The sequence below is a fragment of the Paraburkholderia youngii genome (assembly GCF_013366925.1).
GTDB lineage: Bacteria > Pseudomonadota > Gammaproteobacteria > Burkholderiales > Burkholderiaceae > Paraburkholderia > Paraburkholderia youngii.
This window is the reverse complement of the sequence record NZ_JAALDK010000001.1, coordinates 2,799,787-2,826,310: the sequence shown is the minus strand read 5'-3', so window position 1 is coordinate 2,826,310 and position 26,524 is coordinate 2,799,787. Positions and strand designations below refer to the sequence as shown.

The window sequence follows — 26,524 nt, the reverse complement described above, 5'->3', positions numbered from 1 at the left end:
CTCCGCGTCATTGCAGCGCCATCGCCAGCACGCGCGCGACGTGGATCGCGTCGACGCCCGCGCCATCGTGAATCTGATGCCGGCAGCTGGTGCCATCGGCGACCATCACCGTGGCGGCGTCGAGCTTGCGCACCGCGGGTAGCAGCGACAACTCCGCCATCGCCTGCGAGGTCGCGTAATGCTCCGCTTCATAGCCGAAGCTGCCGGCCATACCGCAGCACGACGATTCGACCGTCGATACCTTAAATTCGGGAATCCACTTCAGCACGGTCTGCACCGGCGTGAATGCATCGAACGCCTTCTGATGGCAGTGGCCGTGCACGAGCGCCTGCCGCATTGGCAGCGGTTTCAATTTGAGCTCCAAACGTCCGGCCTTTTCTTCGCGCACGAGGAATTCCTCGAATAGAAACGCGTGCTGCGCGAGGCGCTGCGCTTCGTCGCCGAAACCGTACTGCAGGAATTCGTCGCGCAACGACAGCAGACACGATGGCTCCAGCCCTACCACCGGCACGCCGCGTTCGACGAACGGCCTGAAGAGTTCGAGCATGCGCCGCGCTTCCTGTTTCGCTTCATCGACGAGACCCGCCGCGAGAAACGTGCGGCCGCAACACACGGGACGCTCGCCCGGGCGTGCGTTGAAGTGGACCCTGTAGCCCGCGGCTTCGAGCACCTGTTGTGCGGCACGCGCGTTGTCGGGTTCGAGGTGGTTGTTGAAGGTGTCGACGAACAGCAAAACTTCTTTCAGCGTGGACGCTTGCTCAGTGTCGCGTGCAGGCCTCGCCGACACCGCATCGGCGAGAAACGCCCTCTTGAACCGCGGCAGACTTCGCTCGGTCGCAAATCCGAGCGAACGCTTGAACCACGCCGACAACACCGGAACGTTGTCCGCGAGCGCCATCAATCCCGGCATGCGGCTCGCCGCGCCGGCGTAGCGCGGCATGAACGCGACGAGTCGGTCGCGCAGCCGCAACCCATGCGTCTTGGCGCGCGCCGCCCGCGCCTCGATCTTGAACTTCGCCATGTCGACGCCAGTCGGGCAATCGCGCTTGCAACCCTTGCACGACACGCACAGGTCGAGCGTTTCCTTCACGTCATCGCTCGCGAGTCCGCTTTCGCCGAGCTGGCCCGAAATCGCGAGCCGCAACGTGTTGGCCCGCCCGCGCGTCAGATGCTGCTCGTCCTTCGTCACACGATAACTCGGGCACATCGTGCCCGCGTCGAACTTGCGACAGTGGCCGTTGTTGTTGCACATCTCGACCGCTTTCGCGAGGCCGCCGCTCAGATCGTCGCCGCTGCCCGGCGCACTTTCTTCTCCCGTCAGCGGATCGCGCTTCACGTTCCACGTCGACCAGTCGAGCATCGTTTCGATGCGCTGTTCGCGATAGCCGGGCGCAAAGCGGAAATTGCGCGCGTCGTCCATCTTCGGCGGACGCACGATCTTGTCGGGATTGAAGCGATTGTCTGGATCGAACAGCGCCTTGATCTCGCTGAACGCCTCGTTAAGCCGTGGCCCGTATTGCCACGCGACCCATTCGCCGCGGCACAGACCGTCGCCATGCTCGCCGGAATACGCGCCCTTGTACTCGCGCACGAGCGCGGCCGCTTCCTCGGCGATCGCGCGCATCTTCGTCGCGCCGTCGCGGCGCATGTCGAGAATCGGCCGCACATGCAGCGTGCCGACGCTCGCATGCGCGTACCAGGTGCCTTCGGTGCCGTGGCGATGAAACACGTCGGTCAGGCGGCTCGTGTAGTCGGCCAGATGTTCGAGCGGCACCGCGCAGTCTTCGATGAAGGATACCGGCTTGCCGTCGCCCTTCATGCTCATCATGATGTTGAGCCCGGCCTTGCGCACTTCCCACAGGGCTTTCTGCGCATTCGCGTCCGGCATCTCGACGACCGAATCGGGCAGGCCCAGCTCGCCCATCAACTCGGTGAGCTGCTTCAGCGACGCTAGCTGCGCGTCGCGATCCTCGCCCGCGAACTCGACGAGCAGAATCGCCTGCGGCTCACCGACCAGCGCCTTCTCGATCACCGGACGAAACGCGGGATTGCTCAACGCGAGATCGATCATCGTGCAATCGACCAGTTCGACCGCGACCGGCTTCAGCTTGACGATGTGCTGCGTGAGCGCCATCGATTGCCGGAAGGTCGGAAAGTTGACCACGCCAAGCGCCTTGTGCGCGGGCAGCGCCGCGAGCTTCAGCGTGATCTGCCGGCTGAACGCGAGCGTGCCCTCCGAGCCGACCAGCAGATGGGCGAGGTTCGCGCTGCCGTCATCGGTATAGGCGCGCGGGTTCTGGCAGTCGAACAGATCGATGTTGTAGCCCGCCACGCGGCGCAGTACCTTCGGCACGCGCGCGACGATTTCATCACGCTCGCGCTGCGCGATCCGCGTGACTCCCGCGACGATCTGCTGCAAGCGCTCGCCTTGCGGCGTCTCGCGCAGCGACGCGAAGCGCGCTTCGCTGCCGTCGGCGAGAATCGCGTCGATCGCGTCGACGTTGTGCACCATGTTGCCGTATTCGATCGAGCGCGAGCCGCACGAGTTGTTGCCCGCCATGCCGCCGATCGTGCATTGCGCGGAAGTCGAAACATCGACCGGGAACCAGAGTCCATGCGGCTTCAGCCACGCATTCAGATGATCGAGCACGACGCCGGGCTCGACCGTCACGGTGCGCGCGTCGGCATCGAACGCGACGATGTTGTTGAGCCACTTGCTCGTATCGACCACCAGCGCTTCGCCGACCGTCTGCCCGCACTGGCTCGTGCCCGCGCCGCGCGCGAGCAGCGGTACTTTCTCGCTGCGCGCAATCTCGAGCGCGACGCGCAGGTCGTCCTGATCGCGCGGTACCACGACGCCGACCGGCTTGATCTGATAGATCGACGCGTCGGTCGCGTAGCGGCCGCGGCTCGCGAGATCGAACAGCACGTCGCCGCGCAGCGCTTTGCGCAGATGCTGCGCGAGCGGACTCGTGGCGCGCGCGGCGGAAGGGACCAGATGGATCGGCTTGACGAGCAAGCCCGCAGTGGGATTCGTCATTTCATCGGCCTATGAGGAGCGCGCGTGAGCCGCGCGGCTCGAATTATCTAGTACAGCGTCAGATGCACCGGCGCGAGTCCTTCGATATGCCCGCCCACGTTGCCTGCCTCGCGCGGAAAGAACATGCCGGTGTACGAACCGGCGGTGATCACCATCTCCGGGGTCACCGCGATGCCGCGCGCACTCGCGTGATTGACGAGCCACGTCAACAGCCGCCGCGGATCGCCGGCCGGATTCGCGGGCGTCGTTGCGACGACATTGCGTCCGTTGAACTCGAAACTCAGCGACGGCGCGACGTACGGAAAGTCCTCCCGATACCGCGCGAATTCACCGACGATCAGCGCGCCGTGATTCTGCAGATCCGCGAGCTGCGCGAGTTTGTCGATGGCGGGCCACTCCGCATAGCGGCTCGCGACAAGCTCGATGGTCGCGCCGATCGAGCCGATGCCCGCGAGCACTTCGTCTTCGCTGTACGGCGTCGCGGACGGCTCGAAGCGCCGGCCGAAGCGGAACGCGACCTCGAGTTCGAGCCCGAGCGGCGCGAAACCTTCGCGCGACAGACGCGCGCCATCGGCGTGCAGATCGGTGTCGGGCAATGGCGCGCCTTGAATCGGTCCGCTCGCCGATTTCGCGCCGATCTTCCAGCCGCCGATTCGCGCGCCGCACGCGCTCAGGATTTCGTGCTGGATTGCGTAGGCCGCGTCGGCATCGGAGGGCTGCTGTTCCGGCTGCAACGTATCGAGCAACATACGACTGCGACGCGCATCGGCAAGAAGCTGGCTCAGTGACGAAGTCATGTTTTACGCGCCTAACCGGGTGGAAACCTGCGCCTTCTCCGACGCGCTGAGTTCGAAGCGGCTCTCCGGCTGCATGCGGAACGCAAGCACGACGCCGATGCCCATTAGCAACATGCTGCCGACGAACGGCAGATCCCAGTTGCCGAAATGGTCGATCAGGAAGCCGCCCATCACCGGCGAGATGATCGCGGCGAGCGCCGAGCCCGTGTTCATCATGCCGCTCGCGGTGCCGGAGAATTCCGGCGCGATATCCATCGGGATCGCCCACATCGGGCCGATCGTCATCTCGGCGAAAAAGAAGCCCGACGCGAGACAGGCGATCGACAGCGTCAGGTCATGCGTGAACATCAACGGAATCAGCGACAGCAGGCAGAACAGCATGCACACCGACACCATCCAGCTGCGCGCGCGTTTGAGGCTGCCGGTACGCTTGAAAATCGCATCGGTGACGAGGCCGCCGAGCGTATCGCCGATCACGCCGGCGAAGAACACGACCGACGCGAAGATCGCCGACTTCTGCAACTGCAGATGATGGTTATGCAGGAAGTACAGCGGAATCCAGCTCAGGAACAGCCACAGCGTCCAGCCGTAGCAGAAGTAGACGATCGTGACCGGCGTCATGCGACGAAACAGCTTGCCCCACGGCAGGCCTGCGACTTTCGGCTTCACCGCGGGCAGCACCGCGAGTTCCTCGGGCGTGATGCGCGGATGATCTTTCGGATGCTCGGTGAACGTGATCGCCCACAGGGCGACCCACACCAGGCTCAGCGCGCCGCAGATATAGAACGATTCGCGCCAGCCCCACGTGGTCATCACGAGCACGATGAGGGCCGGCGCGACCGCATTGCCGACTCGCGACGCCGCGTGCGTGATGCCCTGCGCGAAGCCGCGTTTTTCTTTCGCGACCCAGCGCGACATCGCCGATGTTGCCGCCGGGAACGTCGCGCCTTCGCCGAAACCGAGCACGAGCCGCGCGGCGAGCAACGAAGCGAGGCCGCCCGCGAGGCCCGTGAACACCGTCGCGAGACCCCAGATCGCACCGCAAAACAGCAGCGTGCGTCGTGCGCCGAAACGATCGCTGACCCAGCCGCCGATCACCTGAAACAGCAGATACGGATACGCGAAAGCCGAGAACACGAGGCCGACCTGCGTATGCGTGAGATTGAATTCCTTGCCGAAACCCGCGGCCGCGGTGCTGACGTTCACGCGATCGAGGTACGTGATGAAGTACATGATGCACAGCATCACTAGAACGATACTGGTCGCACTGGTCAAACGAAACCGTTTCATCGTCTCTCTCTCTCCGTGGCATGTGTCGACGGCGCGCCTGAAGTGGCGCGCTGCGTCGTCGCCCGTCGGCCGCGACAGCCGTTATGGACGCATTGCATGTGGTTGTGGCCGCGTTCTGCGCGCGGCTCGATGAGAAATGCGCTCCCTGGTGTTGCGGGCTGTTTCCTGCTGCTGGCGCTTATGCCGCGGCCTTCAACCCCGGCGTCTTCGGTGCCTGGCTCAGCCACTCCATCGCGGCCGGCATGCCGCTTTGCTTGATCGGCACGCCAGCAAGCCGCAGACCCATTTCGCAGCCGGCCAGGGTCGCGAGCAGCGTCAAGTCGTTGCAATCGCCGAGATGACCGATGCGGAACATGCGGCCTTTCATCTTGCCGAGGCCCGTGCCGAGCGACATGTCGAAGCGCTCGTAGATCAGCTTGCGCACCGCGTCGGCATCGACGCCGTCGGGCATCATCACGCCCGTCAGCACCGGGCTATAAACGGCGGGATCGGCGCACTGGATTTCGAGCCCCCACGCACGCACCGCGCGGCGAGTCGCTTCGGCGAGCCGCTCGTGACGCGCGAACACGTTGTCGAGCCCTTCGCCGAGAATCATCTCGATCGCTTCGTGCAGGCCGTACAGCAGGTTCGTGTTCGGCGTGTACGGCCAGTAGCCGGTCTTGTTCATTTCGACGATTTCCGACCAGTCCCAGAAGCTGCGCGGCAGCTTCGCGTGCTGGTTGGCGGCCATCGCCTTCGGCGAGATCGCGTTGAAGCTGATGCCCGGCGGCAGCATCAAGCCCTTTTGCGAGCCCGACACGGTCACGTCGACGCCCCATTCGTCGTGGCGGTAATCGGCACACGCGAGACCGGAGATCGTATCGACGAGCAGCAGCGCCGGATGACCCGCGGCGTCGATCGCGCGACGCACGGCGGCGATGTTGGACGTGACGCCGGTCGAGGTTTCGTTGTGCACGACGCAGACCGCCTTGATCGCATGCTGCGGGTCGGCGCGCAGGCGCTCTTCGATCATCTGCGGCTGCACGCCGCGCCGCCAGCCTTCGATGCCTGGCAGACCCAGGAACTCGGGCTTCAGGCCGAGCTTCTCGGCCATCTTTTTCCAGAGCGTCGCGAAGTGGCCGGTCTCGAACATCAGCACGTGATCGCCGGGGCTCAGCGTATTCGACAACGCGGCTTCCCATGCGCCCGTGCCGGACGCCGGATAGATGACGACCGGCTGCTGCGTCTTGAAGATCTCCTTGATGCCGTCGAGCACCTTGAGACCCAGTTCGCCAAACTCGGGGCCGCGGTGGTCGATGGTCGGATAGCTCATCGCGCGGAGGATGCGATCGGGCACCGGACTCGGCCCCGGAATCTGCAGGAAGTGACGGCCAGCGGGATGAAAATCTAGCTTCAGCATCGGGCTCCTCCGATTTGAATTTTGCATTCAAAAAACTGTATCAGAAGAACCGTGACGCCCCCAAGACGAAATATGCTCGTTGAGGCCCGTGTTTACCCGCGTTTGCGCTTGATTAACTAATCGATATGGTTCCGATAAAATCCCACATCATGTAACGCTTAGGATTTTTGTATGCAAAATTCGGATGTCGACGCGGGTGTGACCGCTGCCCCGCTGATGCCGAAGGTCGAGCGTCAGCGCCTGCATGACACGGTGGTGGAGCACATCCGCCGCTTTATCGTCGAGGGGGTGCTGGAGCCCGGCAAGAAACTGAACGAGCGCGAGTTGTGCGAAACGCTCGGCATTTCGCGCACACCGCTGCGCGAGGCGCTGAAGGTGCTGGCCGCCGAGGGTTTGATCGAGATTTCGCCGAATCGGGGCGCGTCGGTGTCGAAAATGTCGGAGGCGGAAGTGCGCGAAACCTTCGAATTGATGAGCGGCCTCGAAGCGTTTTCGGGCGAACTCGCAGCCGAACGCATCACGGCGGCCGAACTCGCCGAAATCAAGGCCCTGCATTACGCGATGCTCGCGTGCCGCGCGCAGAACGATCTGCCGGGCTACTACAGCCGCAACCAGGCGATTCACGACAAGATCAACGAAGCGGCGAGGAATTCAGCGCTGCGACAGACCTATGTGTCGGTCAACCGGCGGCTGCAGGCGCTGCGCTTTCGCTCGAACTATCAGACGCCGAAGTGGGACCGAGCGATTCACGATCACGATGAAATGCTGAAGGCGCTCGAGGCTCGCGACGGCAAGAAGCTCAGCGCGATTTTGCGTCAACATCTGCTCGATAAGCGGGATGCGGTTTTGCAGGTGCCGGTGCAGGAGGAAGTGGTCGCTTCGGCCTCCGTGTTGAAGGCGTGATGCGGCCAACCGATGCCGAGTCCCGCTCCTCGTCACCCCATCGGCAAACAAAACTTGTCCACCTAAATTGTTGGCAAACCTGTGGACAACCTTCGCACAGCGAGCTTAAGTGCTTGAAGCGTGAGAACTATCCGCGCGCGGTGCACGCGTAGGCAGCGAGCGTCGCTACGGAGTCCGTGATAGCGGAGAGCGGGCTTGGCAAGGATGCCGTATCAGTCGGACCAACCTCGAAGACCAGTTGTCCACATAATTTGGGAACAAGCTTGTGGACAACCTGCGCACAGGCCTGCCAAGTGATTGATGCGGCAGGCCTATCGCTCGCGGATGCGGGAGCGGGCAGCGGCGCGGCACGTCGTGTGATGCAAGCGAACGACCGCGCTGTCCACATCGATTTCACTGCGTCGTTTCACGGCTGCGCAGCGACTCCGGCAGCCCATACAGCACGATCAGCGCGCATACCACGCTCATCGTGCCGATCACATACAGCGCCGGCGTCGTGCTGCCGGTCAGATCCTTCACACGGCCCACCATCACCGGGCTCACGATCCCGCCGAGTTGCCCGAGCGTGTTGATCAACGCGATACCGCCCGCGGCGCCCGCGCCCGTCAGCAGCTTGGGCGGCAGCGCCCAGAATGCCGGAATCGATGCGACCACGCCCGCGCCCATCACCGCAAGCGCGACCACCAGCAGGGCGGTCTGCTTGTCGAAGTAGCCCGCGGCGAAGAAGCCGAGCGCCGACATCAACAGCAGCCCGAACACGAACTTGCGCCGCTCGCCGCTCGCGTCCGACAGGCGCCCGACCACCACCATGCAGATCGCGCCGCACACATAAGGCACCGCCGTCAGCAGGCCGACTACAGTGGGATTCTTCGTGCCCGCCACGTGAATCAGATGCGGTGCCCAGAAATTCAGACCGTACGACGCGATCTGAATCAGGAAGTACACGAGTCCGAGGGTCAGGAAGCCCGGCGTTTTCAGCGCGCCCAGCAGCGAATGGCCGGTCGGCGCCGGGCGGCTTTGCTGCGCGATCTGCCCGGCGAGCAAGCTCTTCTCCGCCGAGGACAGCCAGCCTGCATCGTCGATGCGATCCTTCAGCAGCTTCAGCACCAGCAAACCGAGCACCACACACGGCAAGCCGCCGAGCAGGAACAGCCAGTGCCAGCCCGGCATGCCGAGCACGCCGTCCATATGGCCGATCACGAGCCCAGCGAGCGGCGCACCGACCAGCCCCGAAAACGCCGAGGCGAGAAACAGCATCGACGTGATGCGGCCGCGATATTCGGTCGGAAACCACAGCGTCAGGTAGTACAGCACGCCGGGCGCGAAGCCCGCTTCCATCGCGCCGATCACGAAGCGCAGCCCGTAGAACTGCCATTCGTTGTTGACGAACACCATCGCCGCGGTCGCGAGTCCCCACGAAATCATGATCCGCGCGATCCAGCGTCGCGCGCCCACCTTGTACAGGAAAAGGTTGCTCGGCACCTCGAACAGCACGTAGCCGATCACGAACAGACTCGCGCCGAGACCGTACGCGGTATCGGACAAGCCCAGATCGCTTTGCAGCTGGAACTTTGCGAAGCTGATATTGATGCGGTCGAAGAACGCGAACAGATAGCAGATCATGATGAGCGGCATCAGCCGCCACGCAACTTTGCGGACGATCGCCGCGAGATCGTCCGCGCCATGTTCGCGGGTACTGCCCGCCGCTACGCCCAGGTCGCTCATGCTTGTCTCCAATGCCGGATTCGGCGGTGCCGTCCGGTCGTTTGATCGGTTGAGGGGTTGTTTGTCGGGGTTCGGTTCAGATCTGTCGAACGTAGTCGGGCACCGGATGCAAATCGCAATTGCGGCCTGCTTTGGCGACTTGCCCCGGCACGTCGTGGCCGAGCAATGCAGGCAAGCCGCGCGACAGCGCGAGCAGCTTCGGCAGGTCGATCCCGGTCGGGATGCCCATTTCGTCGCACAGGTTCACGAGGTCTTCGGTGCAGATGTTGCCCGACGCGCCCGGCGCGAACGGGCAGCCGCCGAGGCCGCCGAGCGCCGCATCGAAGCGGCGCGCGCCGGTTTCATATGCGGCGAGCACGTTGGCGAGACCGAGGCCGCGCGTGTCATGGAAGTGCAGCGTGAGCGCCGTGGCCGGCAGCGTTTCGAGCACGCGCGCGACGAGCCGCGCGACCTGGCGCGGATTCGCCATGCCGGTCGTATCCGCGAGCGTGATGCCCTCGATGCCCATCTCGCGATATGCGTCGACGATGCCGATCACACGGTCTTCGTCGATGCGCCCTTCGAACGGACAGCCGAACGCGGTCGCCACGGTCGCATTGAGCCGCACGCCCGCGGCCAGCGCTCGACGCACGATGTCGTCGAACGCCGTGAGCGACGACTCGCAGCTCATGCGCATGTTCGCGCGGTTATGCGTCTGACTCGCGGACATTACGAGGTTCAGTTCGTCGGCGCGCGCGGACAACGCGCGCTCGGCGCCTTTCAGGTTTGGCACCAGCGCGACATAGATCACGCCGGGTTGCCGCTCGATCCGCTGGAACACCGCCTCGCCGTCGCGCAACGCCGGAATCGCCTTCGGCGACACGAACGAGCCCGCTTCGATACGCGTGAATCCGCAGGTGGATAGCCCGTCGATCAGCGCGATCTTGTCGGCGGTTTCAACCCAGGTGGGTTCGATCTGCAGGCCATCGCGCGGGGCGACTTCCTGCACGATCAGCTGGTCGAATGACGCGGCCTCGCGCGTGGAAAAGATCGAGGAATTCATTGCACCGCTCCCTCGCGACGGAGACGCTCGATGTCTTCGCTCGCGAATCCAAGTTCGCTGAGCACGCTGCCGGTGTGCTCGCCGAGCGTCGGCCCTTGCCAGCGCACTTCGCCCGGCGTGTCCGACAGCTTGGGCACGATGCCCGGCATCTTCACCGACGCGCCGCCCGGCAATTGCGCCTGCAGCAACATGTCGCGCGCCTGGTAGTGCGGATCAGCGACGATGTCGGCCACCGAATAGATGCGGCCCGCCGGCACTTCGGCGCGTTCGAGCGCGGCCAGCACGTCTTCGGTCGCGTGATGCGAGGTCCACTCGGTGATCGCCTGATCGAGCAGCGCGACCTGCTTCACGCGGCCGTCGTTGTGCGCGAGCGCGGGATCGTCGGCGAGATCGGGGCGGCCGATCAGATGCATCAGGCGCTTGAAGATCGGATCGCTGTTGCCGGCGATCACGACATAGCCGTCGTCCTCGGTGCGATAGGTGTTCGAAGGGGCGATGCCCGGCAGCGCGCCGCCGCTGCGCTCGCGCACATGGCCGAGCAGGTCGTATTCGGGCACGAGGCTTTCCATCAGATTGAACACGCTCTCGACGAGCGACACATCGACCACCTGCCCTTCGCCCTGGCCGGTCTTCACGCGCAGCAGCGACATCAGCGCGCCGATCACGCCGTGCAGCGACGCGAGCGAATCGCCGAGACTCACGCCGACGCGCGCCGGTGCGCCGTCGACTTCACCGGTCGTGTATCGGATGCCGCCCATCGCCTCGCCGATCGCACCGAAGCCCGGACGGTCACGATACGGGCCGGACTGACCGTAGCCGGAAATGCGCACCATCGTCAGTCTCCGGTTCAGCGCGTGCAGCACGTCCCAGCCGAGGCCGAGCTTTTCGAGCGCACCGGGACGCAGATTTTCGATGATGACGTCGGCATCGGCGGCGAGGCGCTTGACGACCTCGACGCCATCGGCCGATTTCAGATTCACGCAGACGGACTTCTTGTTGCGCGACTGCAGATACCACCACAGCGACGTGCCTTCATGCAGCTTGCGCCATTTGCGAAGGGGATCGCCAGTTTCGGGCGCTTCGATCTTGATCACGTCGGCGCCGAATTCGGCCATCAGTCGCGCGGCGAACGGCGCGGCAATGAGCGTGCCGATCTCGACGACACGAATACCCTTTAGTGGTCCATCCATGTTGCTGTCTCCGAACTCGTTTCGTATTGGAAGACAGCTTAGAAGCGGCGTGGTGGCGGCGTCCAACCGCAATTCGCCAACGACCGTTCGCGAACGGCGAACGCTCAGCGGCGGCCGCGGGACCTGCGCGGTGTTTCGGTGGTGATGGAAGCGGGTTCGGGTTGAGCGTCCGCTGCCGTTTCGCGCGCTTCGACCGTGCGCAGATGATCGAACAGCAGCCGGCTCACCGGCGACAACGCATCGACGTCGCGCACGACGAGCACGAGGCTGCGCTCGGCCCAGTCGTCGTCGAGCGGCATGCCGACGAGACCGAGCGGGCGGCCCATCAGCTGATATACCTTTTGCGGCAGCACGCCGACGCCCATGCCCGCCTGCACCATCCGGCAAACCGCATCGAAGCCCGGCACGTGGATGCGCAACCGCAGCGGCTTGCCGGCCTGGCGCGCCGCGAGGTGCGTGCGCGCGTTGATCGAGCTTGCCGAATGCAGGCCGACGTGATCGCCATCGAGCGTTTCGGTGAACGCGATGCTCGTGCGTGCCGCGAGCGGATGATCATCGCGCATCACGATCACGAGCGAATCGCGCCGGTAGTGCTCGACGTGCAGCTCGCGCGTGTCGGCGTCGCCGGAACAGATGCCGAGATCGGCGAGGCTTTCGTCGATGGCTTTGACGACGCCGCCGCTCGGCCGCTCCTCGAGATCGACCTTCACGCGTTCGTGCAGCGACTGGAACGCGCGCAGATCTTCGGGCAGAAATTCGACGATCGCCGACAGGTTCGCCATCATCCGCACGTAGCCGAGCACGCCGCTAGCATGGCCGGCCAGTTCGATGCCGATGCTCTCGATGTCGCGCAGCACCCGGCGCGCGTGATGCAGCAACGTTTCGCCGGCCGGCGTCAGCGTCATGCCGCGCGCGTTGCGCTGAAATAGCGACGCGCCGACCGCCTGTTCGAGTTCGACCAGCCGCTTGCTGGCGGCGGACACCGCGATCGCCTCGCGCTCGGCGGCACGCGTGAGCGTGCCCTCTTCGAACACGGCGAGGAAGAGCTGCAGCGTGGTGAGATCGAGCTTGCGGAGAAGGTTTTTGATGGCCATGGGGCGGCGGCGCAGAAGTGCGATGCGCCTATTTTGACGCGAGTTGCTCGAAAGCAGCGCCGCGGCGCTGAAGACGATCGCCTACGATTGCGGCTTCGGCACCGCCGACCGCATGCGCTTCGTGTTTGCGAAGCGGCTTGGCGTGACGCCGATGCAGTATCGCGAGCGCTTTCGGTCGGCCTGAATACGGCGTGAGAAAATCGACGATTCTGCAAGACAACGATCACAAGGAACGACATGACCTCATCTTCTCCGATCCGCGCGATCGTCACCGGCCATACGCGCGGCCTGGGCGCGGCGCTCGCCGAGCAACTGCTCGCGCGCAACGTCACAGTGCTGGGTCTGTCGCGCTCGCGCAATGCGGCGCTAAAGGCGCGCTTTGCCGCGCAGCTCGAAGAGATCGAGCTGCCCCTCGCCGAGCCAGCACGCGTCGCACAATGGATCGCTACCGACGCGCTGAGCAACTTCGTGCGCGGCGCGCAGACGGTGCTGCTGATCAACAATGCGGGCACGGTGGAACCGATCGGGCCCATCGAAGGTCAGGACGCGGCGAACGTCGCGGACGCGGTGAGCCTGAACGTCGCGACGCCGCTGATGCTCGCGAGCGCGCTCGCCGCTGCGGCCGTCGACGCAACCGACCGGCGCATCGTGCACATTTCGAGCGGCGCGGCGCGCAACGCGTATCCGGGCTGGAGCATCTACTGCGCGACCAAGGCCGCGCTCGATCATCACGCGCGCGCCGTCGCGCTCGATGCGACTTGCGCGCTGCGCATCTGCAGCCTCGCGCCGGGTGTGATCGATACGGACATGCAGGCGCAAATTCGCGGTAGCGGCGAAGAGCAATTCCCGATGCGCCAGCGCTTCGAAGACCTGAAGCGCAACGGCCAACTGTCAACGCCCGAGCAATCCGCGGAGCGATTGATCGACTACGCGCTTAGCGATGCTTTCGGGCAGACGCCGGTCGCGGACATTCGCGAGATCGCGAAACCGGCCTGAACGGGTGATCGCGGGCGAGTGCTGCCGCTCCCGAAAAGCCTCACCTTTGGCACGGAGTGGCGGTGAATCGGCGTCTGGAAGCGTCGTCAGTGCTCCCGAAAATCCTCACCTTTGCGGTGAAATGAGGGCTCGCGGGGGCATTTCAGCGCGCGCGGCGTGGCTCTTACACACTGCTCCCGAAAATCCTCACCATTGATCGAACGCAGTCGGTTCGCGTCGCCGATGCGGGCCGCGTAAGCGGCAGATCGCCTGGACATTCAACGACTTACGTTACACAGCCGCCGAGCGGCCAACGCGATGGATGCAATGATTGGCGACTGCGTGAGACGCGTTTTGACTCCCGAATCTCCTCACCTATGGCTGATAGGCAAAATACGTGCACTGCCGCACGCTGCTTGCCGCACGGCTTATTTCGCTTTTGGCACGGCCGGTTAGTTGCAAAAGAGCCGCCGCCGCGCGACTCCCGAAGGTTCTCACCTTTCGCGTGCCGCACCCGCCACGATCATTCGATCAGGCACAACCAGTAACCGACGTGAGCCATCGCCGGCTTCCTGCGAGACGGCCTCACCGCATTGCGCTTCCGACCGGAACCATGCTTCTCAAGAAGCCATTCGCAACTTATCGCACCGTCGAGGCGACTCCCGAATACCCTCACCTTTAGTTTTGAAGTGCGCGTACAGGTGCGCATATTCTCACCTCGGCCGCTCCCGAATCTTCTCACCTATCGATATCGACGCCTGCGCCGCAGAATATAATCGGAGCCGACGGTCGATTACTCGTCGCGAGGCGGCAGTGCGTTGCGTCGCCTCTTCCACGCTGGCAACACGCGGCTCGAACGGCAGTTCCTGGCAAACCGGCAAAGGAGGAAGAATGAAAACAAACGGCGCGAGAAGAATCCTCGGCGCAATGGTCGCGATGGCCATCGCGACTTGCGCGACCTATGCGAACGCACAGACGCGCGAGATGCCGAACGATGCGTCGATGCAAAGCCAGCCGGCCCCAGCGGCCTCGAACCGTCACGCTAACCGGTCCGACAGCGCGATCGTTCGCGACGTCCGCCGCGCTTTCACGCGCACCACGAACCTCAATTCGGCGAACATCCGTGTCGAATCGCGCCACGCCATCGTCACGCTGAGCGGCACGGTTCCGCGGGAATCGCAAATCGGGCGAGCCGGCAACGCGGCGCGATCGGTTCGCGGCGTCAGAAGCGTGCATAACCGGCTGACGGTGCGACGGCGCGCCAATCAGTAAGCCTGTGTGGCGGCATCGGCCGGATGGATCGATGCCGCCTGTTCGACCTTCCCCCTCTATCGGCGTCGATCCGCACGTCGTTCACAATGCGCGGCGTTGCGCGCCGCACATTTTCTCCGCTCTGCTCGAGAAACAGGTTGACCTCGGCGGAAACCGAACCCTAGAATTCAAGAATCGTCACCAATGGGGCTCACGCCTTGGACACCTGCAGTAGCCGACTTTCGAACAGTTTCGCTGCCTGACCGGCAGGACGTCCGCGCTCTCTTCATCAGCCGCCGTCTTGCCAGCAGGCAGACGGTGCGCGCCACAGTCTTTTCCCGTGCACCTAACGTAACGTCGTCTCCGCATGACAGGAACGCCGCGTTCAAACGCGTCCCTGCGCTGATACGGCGTCGCATCGCGAGCCTCGTGCTTGCGGTCGCGTTCGCGCGCGCGTTGTCAGTCAACGCAGTCAGTTCAACGCAATGCGCGCGAACGCGTGGATAAACACGTGTGTAGCAACGTGCTTAGCGAACGTATCAATCGCTCATACACGCTACACGCCAACAAGGAGCCGCCATGCCTGGCAGTGACAGTTATCCCTTATGCCGCTTCCCTGTTCTATTAACTGAGGAAAGCGAGTAGACCTCCACCGCCGCGCCCGGACATACGCGGCCTCCGTGTCTGCTGGCTTTCCACCAGCGCGTCGAAACCGGCGCACGGAGATACCCAATGCAATTCGGCCTCCTTCTTTCGAAGTTCCCGCGCGTTCAGGAATCGCGCGCGTTTTACGACGCTCTGCTCGTGCTGCACCCGCGCGAATCGCGTCCGTTCATCGCCTTCTGCCGTCGCGTGATGTCGCGCGTGGCATAGCGTTTCGCGACCCGACCTCCGACAACTACAACCGGGAGAGAACGACATGTCTACTCCGACGAACATTTCCTCCGCGCGCAGCGCCGTGCTCGATTCGGCACACGTAGGCGATATCAAGGGCGCGCTCGGCACGATCGCTCACCATGACATCGCACCGCGCACCAGCTGGTGGGCGCGCGTGCGCACGCTGCTCGCGATCCTCGGCCCCGGTCTTATCGTGATGGTCGGCGACAACGACGCGGGCGCATTCGGCACCTACACGCAGGCCGGCCAGAACTACGGCACCACGTTGCTGTGGACCATGCTGTTGCTGGTGCCGGTGCTGTTCGTCAATCAGGAGATGGTGTTGCGGCTCGGCGCGGTCACGGGCGTGGGCCACGCGCGGCTCATTTTCGAGCGCTTCGGCAAGTTCTGGGGCGCGTTCAGCGTCGTCGATCTGTTCCTGCTGAACGCGCTGACCATCGTGACGGAATTCATCGGCATCACGTTCGTGCTCGACTTCTTCGGCGTCTCGAAGATCGCGGGCGTGTGCATCGCCGCCGCGCTGACGATGGCCGCCGTCAGCACCGGCGACTTCCGCCGCTTCGAGCGCTTCGCGGTCGCGCTGTGCGTGTTGAGCCTGCTGCTCGTGCCGGTGCTCGTGTCGATTCATCCGCCGGTCGGCCAGATCGCGCGCGACTTCTTCATTCCGAACTGGCCCGCGCATTCGAAGCTGTCCGACGTGATGCTGCTCGTGATCGGCATCGTCGGTACGACGGTCGCTCCCTGGCAGCTGTTCTTCCAGCAGAGCTATGTGGTCGACAAGCGCATCACGCCGCGCTTCATGAACTACGAAAAAGCCGACCTGTGGATCGGCATCGTGTTCGTGCTGATCGGTGCAGTCGCGATGATCTCGTTCAGCGCGGCGCTGTTCGACGGCCGGCCCGGCTTCGGCAACTTCACGGACGCGGGCGGTGTGATCGCCGGTCTGGAGAGATACGCGGGACGGACCTCGGCGGTGCTGTTCGCGATCGCGCTGTTCGACGCCTGCGTGATCGGCGCGGCGGCCGTGTCGCTATCGACCGCCTATGCGATCGGCGACGTGTTCAAGATCCGTCATTCGCTGCACCGTAGCGTGTCGGACGCGAAGGGCTTCTACGTCGTGTACTTCGCGATCGTCGCAGCCGCCGCGGTATTGGTGCTGATTCCGGGCAGCCCGCTCGGTCTGCTGACCGAAGCGGTGCAAACGCTCGCCGGCGTGCTGCTGCCGAGCGCGACCGTGTTCCTGCTGCTGCTGTGCAACGACCGCGCGGTGCTCGGTCCGTGGACCAACTCGAAGAAGCTCAATCTGTTTACCGGCTCAGTGATCTGGGTGCTCGTGATGCTGTCGATCATCCTGACCGCGTCGGTGATCTATCCGGACATCGCCGCGGAAACGATCATCGAAGTACTGGCGGGTGGCACGTTGCTCGCGGTCGTCGGGTATGCGGCGAGCATCGGGCTTCGCAAACTGCGCGGCGAATCCGCCGCAGCCGAGCCGGCTTCGGTCTATACGAAAGAAGCGCGCAACACATGGCGCATGCCGCCGCTCGACGAACTGCCGCCGCCGCGCCTGACGCTCGCCAAACGCGTATGGATGGGCGTGCTGCGGGGCTATCTGCTGCTCGCGATCGCGCTCGTGATCGTCAAGGTCGTGCAAATGGCGCTGCTGAAGTAGTGCGAAAGGTGAGGAGTTCCAGGAGGTCCGGGCAATGGTGAGGTTTTACGGGAGCCACGTCCGGAGCGACAACGCAAACGCTGCCGGAGCCTGAGCCGGCCGGCAGCGCTTCGAACAACTCATTGAACTCATTGCCCCTTCCACGCGCGGGACCCGGTGAAAATCCCGGTCGAAGTAAATCAGACTGTCGCCATCGGCGCGCACGCGAATCTGCGTGGTCTCCATGAACATGACCGAGTGCGAGCCGACTTTCTTCGCTTCGACGATCTTCCCCTGCAAGCTCGCTAGCGCGCCGCGCAGCACCGGCACATCGTTTTCGCCCTGATCCCATACGGGCAGCTTGAAGCGATCCTCCATCGAAAGACCGGTCATGCCCGCAAAATGTGCCCGGCGTGCCCGGAATCACATCCGGACGACATGGCTGCACGATATGAGCGGCGATAAACGCGGTCATATTGGGCCCAAAATGGTCATATGAGCGGCGTGCATGGGCCAGGGCCGCATCGGGCGACTCGCGAACGGTGAGGAGTTCCAGGAGGTGGCGCTACGGTGAGGATTTACGGGAGCGGCGGGCGTGATTTGCGACGGCTCGCGCCGTGTGCGTCGGAATGGCGATGGAGAGGAGACGCGTCGAAGCGCGCGAAACGCGCTTCGCTGGCTTCAGCATTGTGAATAGCGGCGTTTCGGAGCAGCCAGCGCGGAGCGTGTCGGCGTTCAGTGCGAGAAAAGTACGCTGGAATGCAGGGCTAAAAGTCGAAGCGAGCCTGCTAAGGTGAGATCTTCCAGGGGTGGTGAGGATTTCCAGGAGTCAGGAGAACGACGCGGGTTCGCAAAGGTGAGGAATTCCAGGAGATCAACCCCGCATTCGAGGCTTCATACTCGCGGCAATTGCTCGGTCCGGGTGAAGCGGGAGCCTTTTGCTCCCGAAAAACCTCACCTTAGGGCCATCGCCCTCATTGCTTCCGGCTCCTATCGCAGCACAAAAAAGATGCGACCTGTCCGCGGTGACAGCGGCTGGCCATTCCCAGACCGACCTTTCCGAACTGCGTGAAATCATGCGGGGAAGCTGCGCTCGGCCGCCTCGTGGCTGTACACCGGGAAGTCAGGCATCATCCAACCATGTGAGATGCCCCGCATTTATTGCTGTGTCATTCGTGACTTCTTTTTCCGTCTTGCCACGCTCGACCCTGAGGATTGCCGGTAGCAACACGCTGTTCTTCGCCGCCGTCACTTCAGCGAGAATCGATATCGCGATTTCGGGTGGCGTGCGGCTACCGATATAGATTCCGGCCGGACCGCGCAATCGTGCAAGCTGTGCGTCGCTCAGATCGAACTCTTTAAGCCGCTCTCGCCGCGCAGCATTGTTGCGCCGCGAGCCAAGCGCGCCGACGTAAAACGCGGGTGTCTTCAGCGCTTCCATCAGCGCGAGATCATCGAGCTTTGGATCGTGCGTAAGTGTAATCATCGCACTGCGTTCGTCGAGTTTCATATCCAGGACCGTATCGTCGGGCATCGTGCGCACGAGCGTCGTGCCGGGCACATCCCATGTGTGCACGTACTCCTCGCGCGGGTCGCACACCACCACCTGATAATCGAGTCCTATCGCGACCTGGCATAAGTAACGCGAGAGCTGCCCCGCGCCAATAACGAGCATACGGTAGCGGGGCCCGTGAATCGTCGTCAGACGCGTCTCGTTGAAGTTCACGCCATCAGTCGTGCTCGCTGGACCAAGTGTGACAGCACCCGTTGCCAAGTCTAGCGTGCGCGCCATCAGTTCGCCGCGACTGAGCGCTTCGTGCAGGGTCTGCATGCCGCTTTGCCGCGTAATCGGCTCAAGCACGAGCTGCATCGTCCCTCCGCAAGGCAACCCGAAGCGACGCGCCTCTTCGGCGCTCACGCCATATTCAACCACTTCCGGTGTCCTTTGCGCGACGCCGCACCGACGCACCTGGTCGATGAGGTCATCTTCGATGCAGCCGCCCGAAATAGAGCCCACCACTTGACCATCGTCGCGCAGGACAAGCATCGCCCCCTCCGGGCGAGGCGACGACCCCCAAGTCTTCACCACCGTCACGAGCAGCATGCGGTGGCCTGCATCGAGCCAGCGCATCGTAGCTTCCAGCACCTCAAAATCGACACTGTTCATGCTCACATTTTCCTTCGGTACGTGGTCAAACACCGTCATGCACGCGCGCCTACTGACTGCCGAACGGCTTTTTGACCGTCAGCCTGTTGGTCACGGACGTCACGCCAGGAACTCCTTTCGTGATCTCCGTGGCCTCGCCGACCTGGGAGGCATCCGCCACCGTCCCGTCGAGCGTCACCACGCCACGCTTCACGACCACGCTGATGTTGCCGGCGTTGATCTCCTTGTGCTGCGCGATCGCTGCATAGACCCTGCGGCGCAGCGCAAAATTGTCTTTCGGGTTGATCGGCGCGGTCATGCCCCCGGAAGCTTCGGTCACGGTGCCTTTCGACACGCTACGCGCTTCGCTCTCGCTGACCTGCGCCCAGACGTGCATGGATGTTGATCCGACCAGTATCCCAACAGCGATCTTTAGTGCCCTGCTTGTCTTCATCGAATGCTCCAGTTCGGCCGGCGTGAGATCAGAACGCGTGGCGGATGCCGAGCATCGCCGCGGTGCTTGAAGTACCCTCGGGAACCGGCGCGCCATAGGCGATCGTCTGGCTCATCTTGCCCCGGTTATTGACATGGCCAATCTGTACATAGGCGATGGTGGTCCTGGACAAACTGTATTCGGCACCCACCGCGTACGAATCCGATTGATTGGATGAAACGTTGCGATCCTTGAGGTAATAGAAGCCCGAGGTGACCTTGAGGGAAGGCGTGAACTTGTAGCCGAGCCCCCCGGAAATCATCTCGAAGTCGTTCTGACCACTGTTCGCCGGATTCCTGCCGATGCTGTATGACGTCGACACTGACAGATCGTGGAACGTGTACATCGCGCCGAAATAGTAGAAACGGTTGTTATTGAGCCCCGTGGGTGGCGCCGTGATGATCCCGCCGGTGGCCGTCGTCGTGAACGGATTGGTGTCGTGGCCGTTATAGTAGACAGCCGAGAGGTTCAGACCGTAGTTCGAATACCGGAGCACTGCCGACTCGCGCGTGCCGCCCTGGAATTGACCAGCGACACCACCCGGCGCGTATTCGAGACCAAGCGATATACCGTGAAACTTCGGCGACTGATAAACAATCGCGTTGGAGTCGTACAACGCACCGATCGCTCCGTTTGTACTGGTGCCTTGCCAGCCTGCAGCCTGATTCATGCCAAGCCACGCGGTGAGGATACTGCCGAAGAATTGAGCACTCCGTACGTCAGTGTCGGCCATCGCAAATATCATCGGCACGAACTGACGGCCCGCGTCGATCGAGCCGAAAGGACCGGAGACGCCCAACGTCGATTGCTGGCTGAAGATTGCGGCGGAGCCTGGCGTGTCGGACAGCCCGAACCTTCCATTGGTGCTGGTAAATGCTCCCTGGAGCCTGAAGTTGACCTTGTAGCCGCCTCCGATGTCTTCGGTACCCTTGAGCCCCCAGAAACTGGTGAAGATCCCCGCGTCCTTGAGTTCGTACACGTGCCCGAGATTCACTTTCGACTGGAAATTAGGCGCATTCGCGCTTTGATACAGCAATCCGGTGTCGATGGCGCCATACAGCGTCACAGATGATTGCGCGTGTGCCGTGACCGCCCAAGCAACGAGCGTCGACGCGACGATCACTTTCAAATTCATGTTGTCTTATATGGACGCCTCCCGGTTTGTCAGGTGATATTTGGTGTGCGGCGGACAGGATGAGGATGCAGACTTATATCCCGCCTGTGACGCGGATGGCGGTCCGCTGGCCCTGATGGAATCTGCCGGGGAAGGGCTCAACTCCTCTGTGCCCTCGAAGGACAAGATTCAGGTTTGCTTTCCCGCGGTCCTACCTGTTTTGCCATCACATGTATCTCAACCTGCGCAACCTATTAGCGACCAGTCTCCTTAGTGAGTTGATGTTCTATGTGGCATGCGCCACGTAGTCGGGTTGATACGTACGAGCGTGGGCAAGTAGCGCCCAGATCGTGCGTGCCATCTTGTTGGCCAGTGCGACGACCGCTACGTTGAAGGGTCGTCGGGCGAGCGAACGTTGCAGCGAGTCGCTCAGGTGCTTCGAATGGGTGAGCACTGAGCGTGCGCCGTGGATCAGTAAGGTTCGCAAGTAGACATCGCCTCGTTTGGTGATGCCCAGGAGCTTCACGCGGCCTCCCGTGCCGCTTTGTCGGGGCACCAGGCCCAGGAATGCGGCGACCTCGCGCCCCGAGCGAAAACATGCTGGCGTTTTTTCAGCCAGTTTCCGGGCCAAAAAATATAGCGGCCAGTCCGATTCCGAATACGGTTGCGAGAGCGATTCCCACCACACGAAATCCCAGATTTGCCGACGCAGACGACACGATCAACGGTCCAAGCGCGGTGAACAGACGTGCCATATTCCAGGCGAAGCCTTGGCCCGTGGCGCGAACATGGAGCGGATAAAGCTCCGTCAGGTACAGCGCGACTATCCCAAACCCGCCCAATCCGAAAAAGCCGAACCCAAGCATCGCGACATACAACGTCCCCAGTGTTTTCGCGCCGCCAAAAAGTGCAACGCCTGCAATCCAGGCGCCTGCGCAAAACACCGCATAGACGGCCCGTCTGGAGATACGCGGTATTAAAGTGACGAGGAGCAGAATCGAAGCGAATCCAAGTACCGCGCCGAGGTTGGTCGCCATGAACGCGATGCCGGTCTGCCTGGTGAATTCCGGGTTGCCGGCGGATGGGAAGAACTCTCTCAGCAATGCGGGAAATAGGATGGATGCCCCCCAGCTACCGATCATCATTGCCGAGGCAATGAGCGTGCCCACCACGGTCCGACGACGCAATTGACGGCCGAATATCTCGGAAATCGAGCCCATTCTCGGACCTGCGTGACGAATTTCGGCCGCACGCGACTGCTCCCAACTAGCCGATTCCGGTGTGATGAACCGCAGGCCCAGGCTCGCGATTGCCGGTACCGCCCCCACGCCGAGCACCCAACGCCATCCAGCACCTGACAGAAGGATCGCAATCGCGGACGCGGCAATCAGCCCTACCACATTGGCAACCTGCATGACCTGGACAGCCTTCGCCCTGTGTTTTTCCGGCCAGGTCTCCACGACAAGCGCGGCGCCAGCGGCCCATTCACCCCCTATTCCAAAACCCGCCAGCATCTGAAACGCGAGGAGTTGATGCCAGTCCTGCGCCAAGGCACCGGCCGCCGTGAATACCGAGTAGATCAGCATCGTGCCGAGCATGACTCGAGCTCGCCCAAATCGGTCGGCCAGGACGCCAAACAGAATGCCGCCGATGCCCCAGCAAACCAGTTTCGCGCCGACAATGAGCGCTCCGATCTGCAGGGCGCTGCCTTGTGAAGGCCCGAGCAGGTCGTGAAGGGCCGGCACCATGATCATGGTGAAAAGGTAGAGATCCATCGCATCGAACATCCACCCTATAAACGCGGACGCAAGGACAATCCAGGCTGCCTTGCCCACGACAGAAGCACCGAAATTGCTCCTACGGTCTGTCGACTCGAACGTAGTCGAGTTCGTCTCCATCTGCTCATCTCCTTCGTTGTACTGCTTATAATTATCGAAGCACTCGCCCGCACTTCGATGCCATCGTGTGCCGTGCATCGCAAGGCTCAGTAGAAGCTGCTGCCTTTTTCCAACCGGGCCAAATTGAACAGAAAAATCAACGAAGAGAACTATGATGAATGCGCGCTGGCAAACCACTGCCTGCATTTTGCAACCACCGTTGCCCACACCAGGCCGAGCACGGAAATCTCGTTCGTTGAGCCCGCAGTGTTGTCGCTGCGTCTTGCCGCCACGGGTTCTCTTTCTCCAGTGGACGTTGAGGCGAACGCGTCCGCGCCGGCTAAGGACGCCGCTATTGCAGCCGGACGATCCGCGAGTTTCTTCAGCAAATTTGCCGCGAATTGACGGACCATCTGTTCCGATACGGCGTTGATGATTCCAACCCCGCGGCCATACTGCGCCACCTGCCCCGCCATCTTCACAGCGGTGTGGACGTCGACCTGAGTTCCGGCGACGTCACCGAGTCGCGATAGAGAAAACGTGGTCACCGTAGTGGCCGATCCGCGGTTTTTGGTCTCCTGCCAGGTGGCCTCAACGGTCGCCGCATACGCGTCGCCCAACGGAGCGCTCAAGGTAACCATGCCCGAGAATTCCATCGCGATTGGACCCAGCTTGATGCGAATCAGCCCCTTATACGAATCCTTGCCGAGTGTGTCGGTCAGCGTCGCCCCGGGAAAGCAGGACACGACCAGCGGCACGTCGAGTAGTACCTTCCAGGTGTTCTCGATAGTCGAGTCGACCGAAAAGCGATTTACGATTTCCATACTTCCCCACCTTCGTCCGTGTATTTCTCAAACAACCCTAATAAGACTTCCGCGTAAGCATCGGGCGTATCGACACATGAGAGGTGCGCGGCAGCGCCCAGCGTTCGTTCCTTCGCGCCCCGGATTCCCTGTGCCAACTTCGCCGATACGGCTCTGGGTATGCTCATGTCGAGTTCGGCGCTCAGCACGAGCGTCGGCACCTCGATGTCGCGCAAAAGTCCGGACACGTCGTCCGTGCAAATGGCGCGCAAGATTTCCAGATAATCCGTTGAAGCCATAGCCGCAATCTGCTGGGCGAGTCGTTCCCGCTTCGGATACGCGGTGTTCCTGTGGAGGGTCTGCTCCACGTACATGCGCGCAAAGAGATGCATAGGCAGTTTTTTCAGCATCCCTTCGGCTGCGGCGAGCCGCTTTTCCACCGCGGGTCCCGAAACGCCCGCGTAAGCGCTCGACAAGACCATCACAGCAACGCGTCGACCCAACTTCGAGGCAACGCGTACCGCAGTCAGTCCCCCCATCGAGATACCCACCAGGCCAAAACAATCGAGACCAATGGCCTCCGCCACTGCGACGACGTCGTTGGCGACCGCGTCCGCATTCCACGCGCTTCGCTTCGTCGAGTCGCCATGACCTCGGGCATCTATTGCAACGACTCTATATTTCGCGGTGAGTGCGGGCAGAACGTCGTCCCACAGCGCGCTCGATGTGCCGAGACTATGCAGCAAAACGACCGCGGGCCCATTGCCGACGTCAATATAGGCAATGCGTTCGCCGTCGACGGTCAGAGACCGCTTCTCGTGGGACGGCACGAACGGCGCTGTCACGTCGAGGCGTGCCGCAATCGATTCCGCCAGAACGTCGGCAGCAAGCGTGGCAAGCTTTGGCGAATGCAGACCGGGCGACTCGCGCAGGAAAGTCTTGACTCCGCGTAATGCCTGCGGAGCCCGGCTGTTCATGAAGGCAATGAAATCGTCCAGCGCTTTGTCCAGTTCCCAAGGAGCGACCATTTCGCCGATGAGCCCAAAGTCCAAGGCGGTCGCTGCGTCGATGGGCTGGCCCGTTAGAACCAGACGCGAAATCGCTTTGACATGGACACGCGCGACGAGAACGGACATCAGCAGTGCAGGAGCAAACTGCTTCGCGAGTTCATCGGCCTCGAACTGGCTACGCATTTCGGCGACCGCATAGTCGCTCGCTGCAACGATTGCGCAACCCATACCCGAAGCGAGCCCTTTGACGAAGCAGGCAACAGGTACCGCACTCGAACGGATTGCCTCGTAGAGTGCGAGAATGGGCGCCGCACCCCGTGCCTTGATTGCGGGGCGTGGATCTTCCGTTGGGGAAAGCGCCGGCGGTGGCGATGCGGCCCGCCCTCCACAGAAGTTCTCGCCCTCCCCGGACAAAACAATGGCCACGGTGCTCTCGGGAGGATCGCTGATCACCTGCGTGAGCGCTCGCATCATCGAGTCATCTAACTCGTTTTTGCCGTCAGCACTGCTCAGGGTGATATGCAGAACATTACCCTTCATCTTCAGCAGAAGATTTTCATGCATGCCGATCTCCTCGTTCATCGTGATTTCACGCCGGGTGATGGCATGCCCGGTACAAACTGCCGAACAACCCCCTGATTCTGAAGTGTCCTCAGTGCCTCGGCATCAAGGCCGATGTACTCCCGGAGTACGATGCTCGTGTGCTCCCCCAGATGGGGCGGGTAACTCGCGTCGGTACGCCCCGGATCATCAAACTTGATTGGATTGCCGGGCACGCGCACATAAGATCCCGCTCGACTGCGAAGCTCGACGATCATGTCTCGATGCGCGACCTGAGAGGCATTCAGTGCTTTATCGACTGTTTTGACCAGTGCGGCCGGAATTGAGGCCGAATTCAGCGAATCGAGCCAACTCTGCGCCGGTTCGTCACGGAAGCGCGCCTCCAGTATTTCCCATAGCGCCACCTTGTTCACGAGCCGTGTGGCCGAATCCTTGAATCGCGGGTCGTGTACAAGGTGTGGCAAACCAATGGCCTTGCACAGGTCCGCCCACATGCGTTCCGTGTTGGCGGTCACGACCAGTGAAACACCGTCGCCACATTCGAAAGCGCGGTAGGTCGGTATCGAATCGTGGCCTCGTCCCTGCGGTTCCGGTACTTCGCCAGACATCAGGTAATAGGCACCTTGATAACAAAGCATCGCGATTTGCGCGTCGAGCATCGACACATCGACGAACCGTCCTGCGCCAGAAGTCTGGCGCTCGACCAGCGCAGCGAGAATTCCCATCACGCCGTACATGCCGGCCGCCAGGTCGCCAATCGGAATGCCGGCGCGAACGGGCGCACTGCCGGGTTCCCCGGTCAGACTCATGCCCCCCGACATCGCCTGCACGATCATGTCATAAGCGGGTAGATCCCTGTCCGGACCCGTCTGTCCGAACCCGCTGATACTGCAATAGACGAGCCGTGGATTACGCGCGCGAAGCTCCGCCTCACCAAGTCCGAGTCGCTCCATCACCCCCGGGCGATTGTTTTCTACAAGAACATCGAAATGCGCGGCCAGCTCCCGAACGAGTTCGGCTCCCTTCTCCGTCTTGAGGTCGATGACAACACTCTTCTTGTTGCGATTGACCGCGAGATAGTAGGCGCTGTCCCCCTCGACGAAATGGGGCGGCACGCCGCGCGCGAGCTCGCCCCCCGGCGGCTCGATTTTGACGATCTCAGCGCCGAGATCACCGAGGATTTGCGTTCCGAAGGGGCCCGACAGGAACTGCGTGAGGTCTAAAACCCTCACACCGCTCAGCGGACCAGTTTTTCCAGAGTCCATA

The 26,524-nt window shown here is 62.6% G+C and carries 20 protein-coding genes and 3 pseudogenes; 6 read left to right on the top strand and 17 right to left on the bottom strand.

The genetic code is table 11. The features are described 5' to 3' along the window. Positions 1–7: 7 nt before the first annotated feature. The 4 genes from G5S42_RS13135 to G5S42_RS13120 all read right to left on the bottom strand — a co-directional run bounded on the left by G5S42_RS13135 (position 8) and on the right by G5S42_RS13120 (position 6,526). Entirely contained in the window at positions 8–3,040 is a 3,033-nt protein-coding gene (locus G5S42_RS13135; RefSeq protein ID WP_176107127.1) for an FAD-binding and (Fe-S)-binding domain-containing protein, read from the bottom strand. 47 nt (positions 3,041–3,087) lie between these two features. After that, positions 3,088–3,837, bottom strand: a complete 750-nt coding sequence (locus tag G5S42_RS13130; RefSeq protein WP_176107126.1) for a 2-keto-4-pentenoate hydratase — start codon at positions 3,835–3,837, stop codon at positions 3,088–3,090. Positions 3,838–3,840: 3 nt separating this feature from the next. Continuing rightward, positions 3,841–5,127, bottom strand: coding sequence for an MFS transporter (locus G5S42_RS13125; protein ID WP_176107125.1), 1,287 nt, complete (start codon positions 5,125–5,127; stop codon positions 3,841–3,843). 178 nt (positions 5,128–5,305) lie between these two features. After that, a complete protein-coding gene (locus G5S42_RS13120) occupies positions 5,306–6,526 on the bottom strand; it encodes a pyridoxal-phosphate-dependent aminotransferase family protein (RefSeq protein ID WP_176107124.1) in 1,221 nt (406 codons plus the stop codon). Positions 6,527–6,697: 171 nt separating this feature from the next. Here G5S42_RS13120 and G5S42_RS13115 point away from each other — a divergent pair, with 171 nt between their 5' ends. Beyond that, positions 6,698–7,429: a GntR family transcriptional regulator gene (locus tag G5S42_RS13115; RefSeq protein ID WP_176107123.1), complete on the top strand. Its 732-nt coding sequence runs from the start codon at positions 6,698–6,700 to the stop codon at positions 7,427–7,429. Between the two features lie 393 nt (positions 7,430–7,822). Here the strand turns inward: G5S42_RS13115 and G5S42_RS13110 are convergent, their stop codons facing one another. The 4 genes from G5S42_RS13110 to G5S42_RS13095 all read right to left on the bottom strand — a co-directional run bounded on the left by G5S42_RS13110 (position 7,823) and on the right by G5S42_RS13095 (position 12,480). Next, the gene (locus G5S42_RS13110; RefSeq protein ID WP_176107122.1) at positions 7,823–9,154 is read right to left on the bottom strand and encodes an MFS transporter; all 1,332 of its coding nucleotides are present in this window, start codon (positions 9,152–9,154) and stop codon (positions 7,823–7,825) included. A gap of 76 nt (positions 9,155–9,230) precedes the next feature. After that, positions 9,231–10,196: a hydroxymethylglutaryl-CoA lyase gene (locus tag G5S42_RS13105; RefSeq protein WP_176107121.1), complete on the bottom strand. Its 966-nt coding sequence runs from the start codon at positions 10,194–10,196 to the stop codon at positions 9,231–9,233. Beyond that, complete coding sequence (locus G5S42_RS13100; protein WP_176107120.1) at positions 10,193–11,386, bottom strand: CaiB/BaiF CoA transferase family protein; 1,194 nt, start codon at positions 11,384–11,386, stop codon at positions 10,193–10,195. The genes G5S42_RS13105 and G5S42_RS13100 overlap by 4 nt, the downstream gene beginning before the upstream one ends. A gap of 104 nt (positions 11,387–11,490) precedes the next feature. Continuing rightward, on the bottom strand, positions 11,491–12,480 hold the full coding sequence (locus tag G5S42_RS13095) for a LysR family transcriptional regulator (protein ID WP_176107119.1): 990 nt from the start codon (positions 12,478–12,480) through the stop codon (positions 11,491–11,493). A gap of 37 nt (positions 12,481–12,517) precedes the next feature. On the opposite strand from G5S42_RS13095, the pseudogene G5S42_RS13090 reads away from it, so the two are divergent. From G5S42_RS13090 to G5S42_RS13070, 5 genes and pseudogenes are all read left to right on the top strand, one after another. Then, a pseudogene (locus tag G5S42_RS13090) lies at positions 12,518–12,664 on the top strand (helix-turn-helix domain-containing protein); the annotation flags it as partial. Positions 12,665–12,717: 53 nt separating this feature from the next. Next, on the top strand, positions 12,718–13,476 hold the full coding sequence (locus G5S42_RS13085; protein WP_176107118.1) for an SDR family oxidoreductase: 759 nt from the start codon (positions 12,718–12,720) through the stop codon (positions 13,474–13,476). Positions 13,477–14,346: 870 nt separating this feature from the next. Continuing rightward, positions 14,347–14,727, top strand: a complete 381-nt coding sequence (locus G5S42_RS13080; RefSeq protein WP_176107117.1) for a BON domain-containing protein — start codon at positions 14,347–14,349, stop codon at positions 14,725–14,727. A gap of 711 nt (positions 14,728–15,438) precedes the next feature. Continuing rightward, complete coding sequence (locus G5S42_RS13075) at positions 15,439–15,579, top strand: hypothetical protein (protein WP_176107116.1); 141 nt, start codon at positions 15,439–15,441, stop codon at positions 15,577–15,579. 46 nt (positions 15,580–15,625) lie between these two features. Continuing rightward, entirely contained in the window at positions 15,626–17,275 is a 1,650-nt protein-coding gene (locus G5S42_RS13070; protein ID WP_176107115.1) for an NRAMP family divalent metal transporter, read from the top strand. A gap of 144 nt (positions 17,276–17,419) precedes the next feature. On the opposite strand, the pseudogene G5S42_RS13065 reads toward G5S42_RS13070, so the two are convergent. The 9 genes and pseudogenes from G5S42_RS13065 to G5S42_RS13025 all read right to left on the bottom strand — a co-directional run. Further along, a pseudogene (locus G5S42_RS13065) lies at positions 17,420–17,659 on the bottom strand (flavin reductase); the annotation flags it as partial. Positions 17,660–18,377: 718 nt separating this feature from the next. After that, a complete protein-coding gene (locus tag G5S42_RS13060; RefSeq protein WP_176107114.1) occupies positions 18,378–19,421 on the bottom strand; it encodes an XdhC family protein in 1,044 nt (347 codons plus the stop codon). 49 nt (positions 19,422–19,470) lie between these two features. After that, on the bottom strand, positions 19,471–19,740 hold the full coding sequence (locus tag G5S42_RS13055) for a BON domain-containing protein (protein ID WP_312883563.1): 270 nt from the start codon (positions 19,738–19,740) through the stop codon (positions 19,471–19,473). A 142-nt stretch (positions 19,741–19,882) separates the two neighbouring features. Then, positions 19,883–21,028 (bottom strand): porin, encoded by a 1,146-nt coding sequence (locus G5S42_RS13050; protein ID WP_176107112.1) that lies wholly within the window; start codon positions 21,026–21,028, stop codon positions 19,883–19,885. 265 nt (positions 21,029–21,293) lie between these two features. Then, positions 21,294–21,611 (bottom strand): annotated as a pseudogene (locus G5S42_RS13045) (transposase); the annotation flags it as partial. A 7-nt stretch (positions 21,612–21,618) separates the two neighbouring features. Beyond that, positions 21,619–23,091, bottom strand: coding sequence for an MFS transporter (locus G5S42_RS13040; RefSeq protein WP_176107111.1), 1,473 nt, complete (start codon positions 23,089–23,091; stop codon positions 21,619–21,621). After that, entirely contained in the window at positions 23,055–23,708 is a 654-nt protein-coding gene (locus G5S42_RS13035) for an SRPBCC family protein (RefSeq protein ID WP_176107110.1), read from the bottom strand. Before G5S42_RS13035 ends, G5S42_RS13040 begins: the two co-directional genes overlap by 37 nt. Beyond that, the gene (locus tag G5S42_RS13030; protein WP_176107109.1) at positions 23,696–25,279 is read right to left on the bottom strand and encodes an alpha/beta fold hydrolase; all 1,584 of its coding nucleotides are present in this window, start codon (positions 25,277–25,279) and stop codon (positions 23,696–23,698) included. The genes G5S42_RS13035 and G5S42_RS13030 overlap by 13 nt, the downstream gene beginning before the upstream one ends. Then, positions 25,276–26,523 (bottom strand): CaiB/BaiF CoA transferase family protein, encoded by a 1,248-nt coding sequence (locus tag G5S42_RS13025; protein WP_176107108.1) that lies wholly within the window; start codon positions 26,521–26,523, stop codon positions 25,276–25,278. The genes G5S42_RS13030 and G5S42_RS13025 overlap by 4 nt, the downstream gene beginning before the upstream one ends. Between the last annotated feature and the right edge of the window lies 1 nt (position 26,524).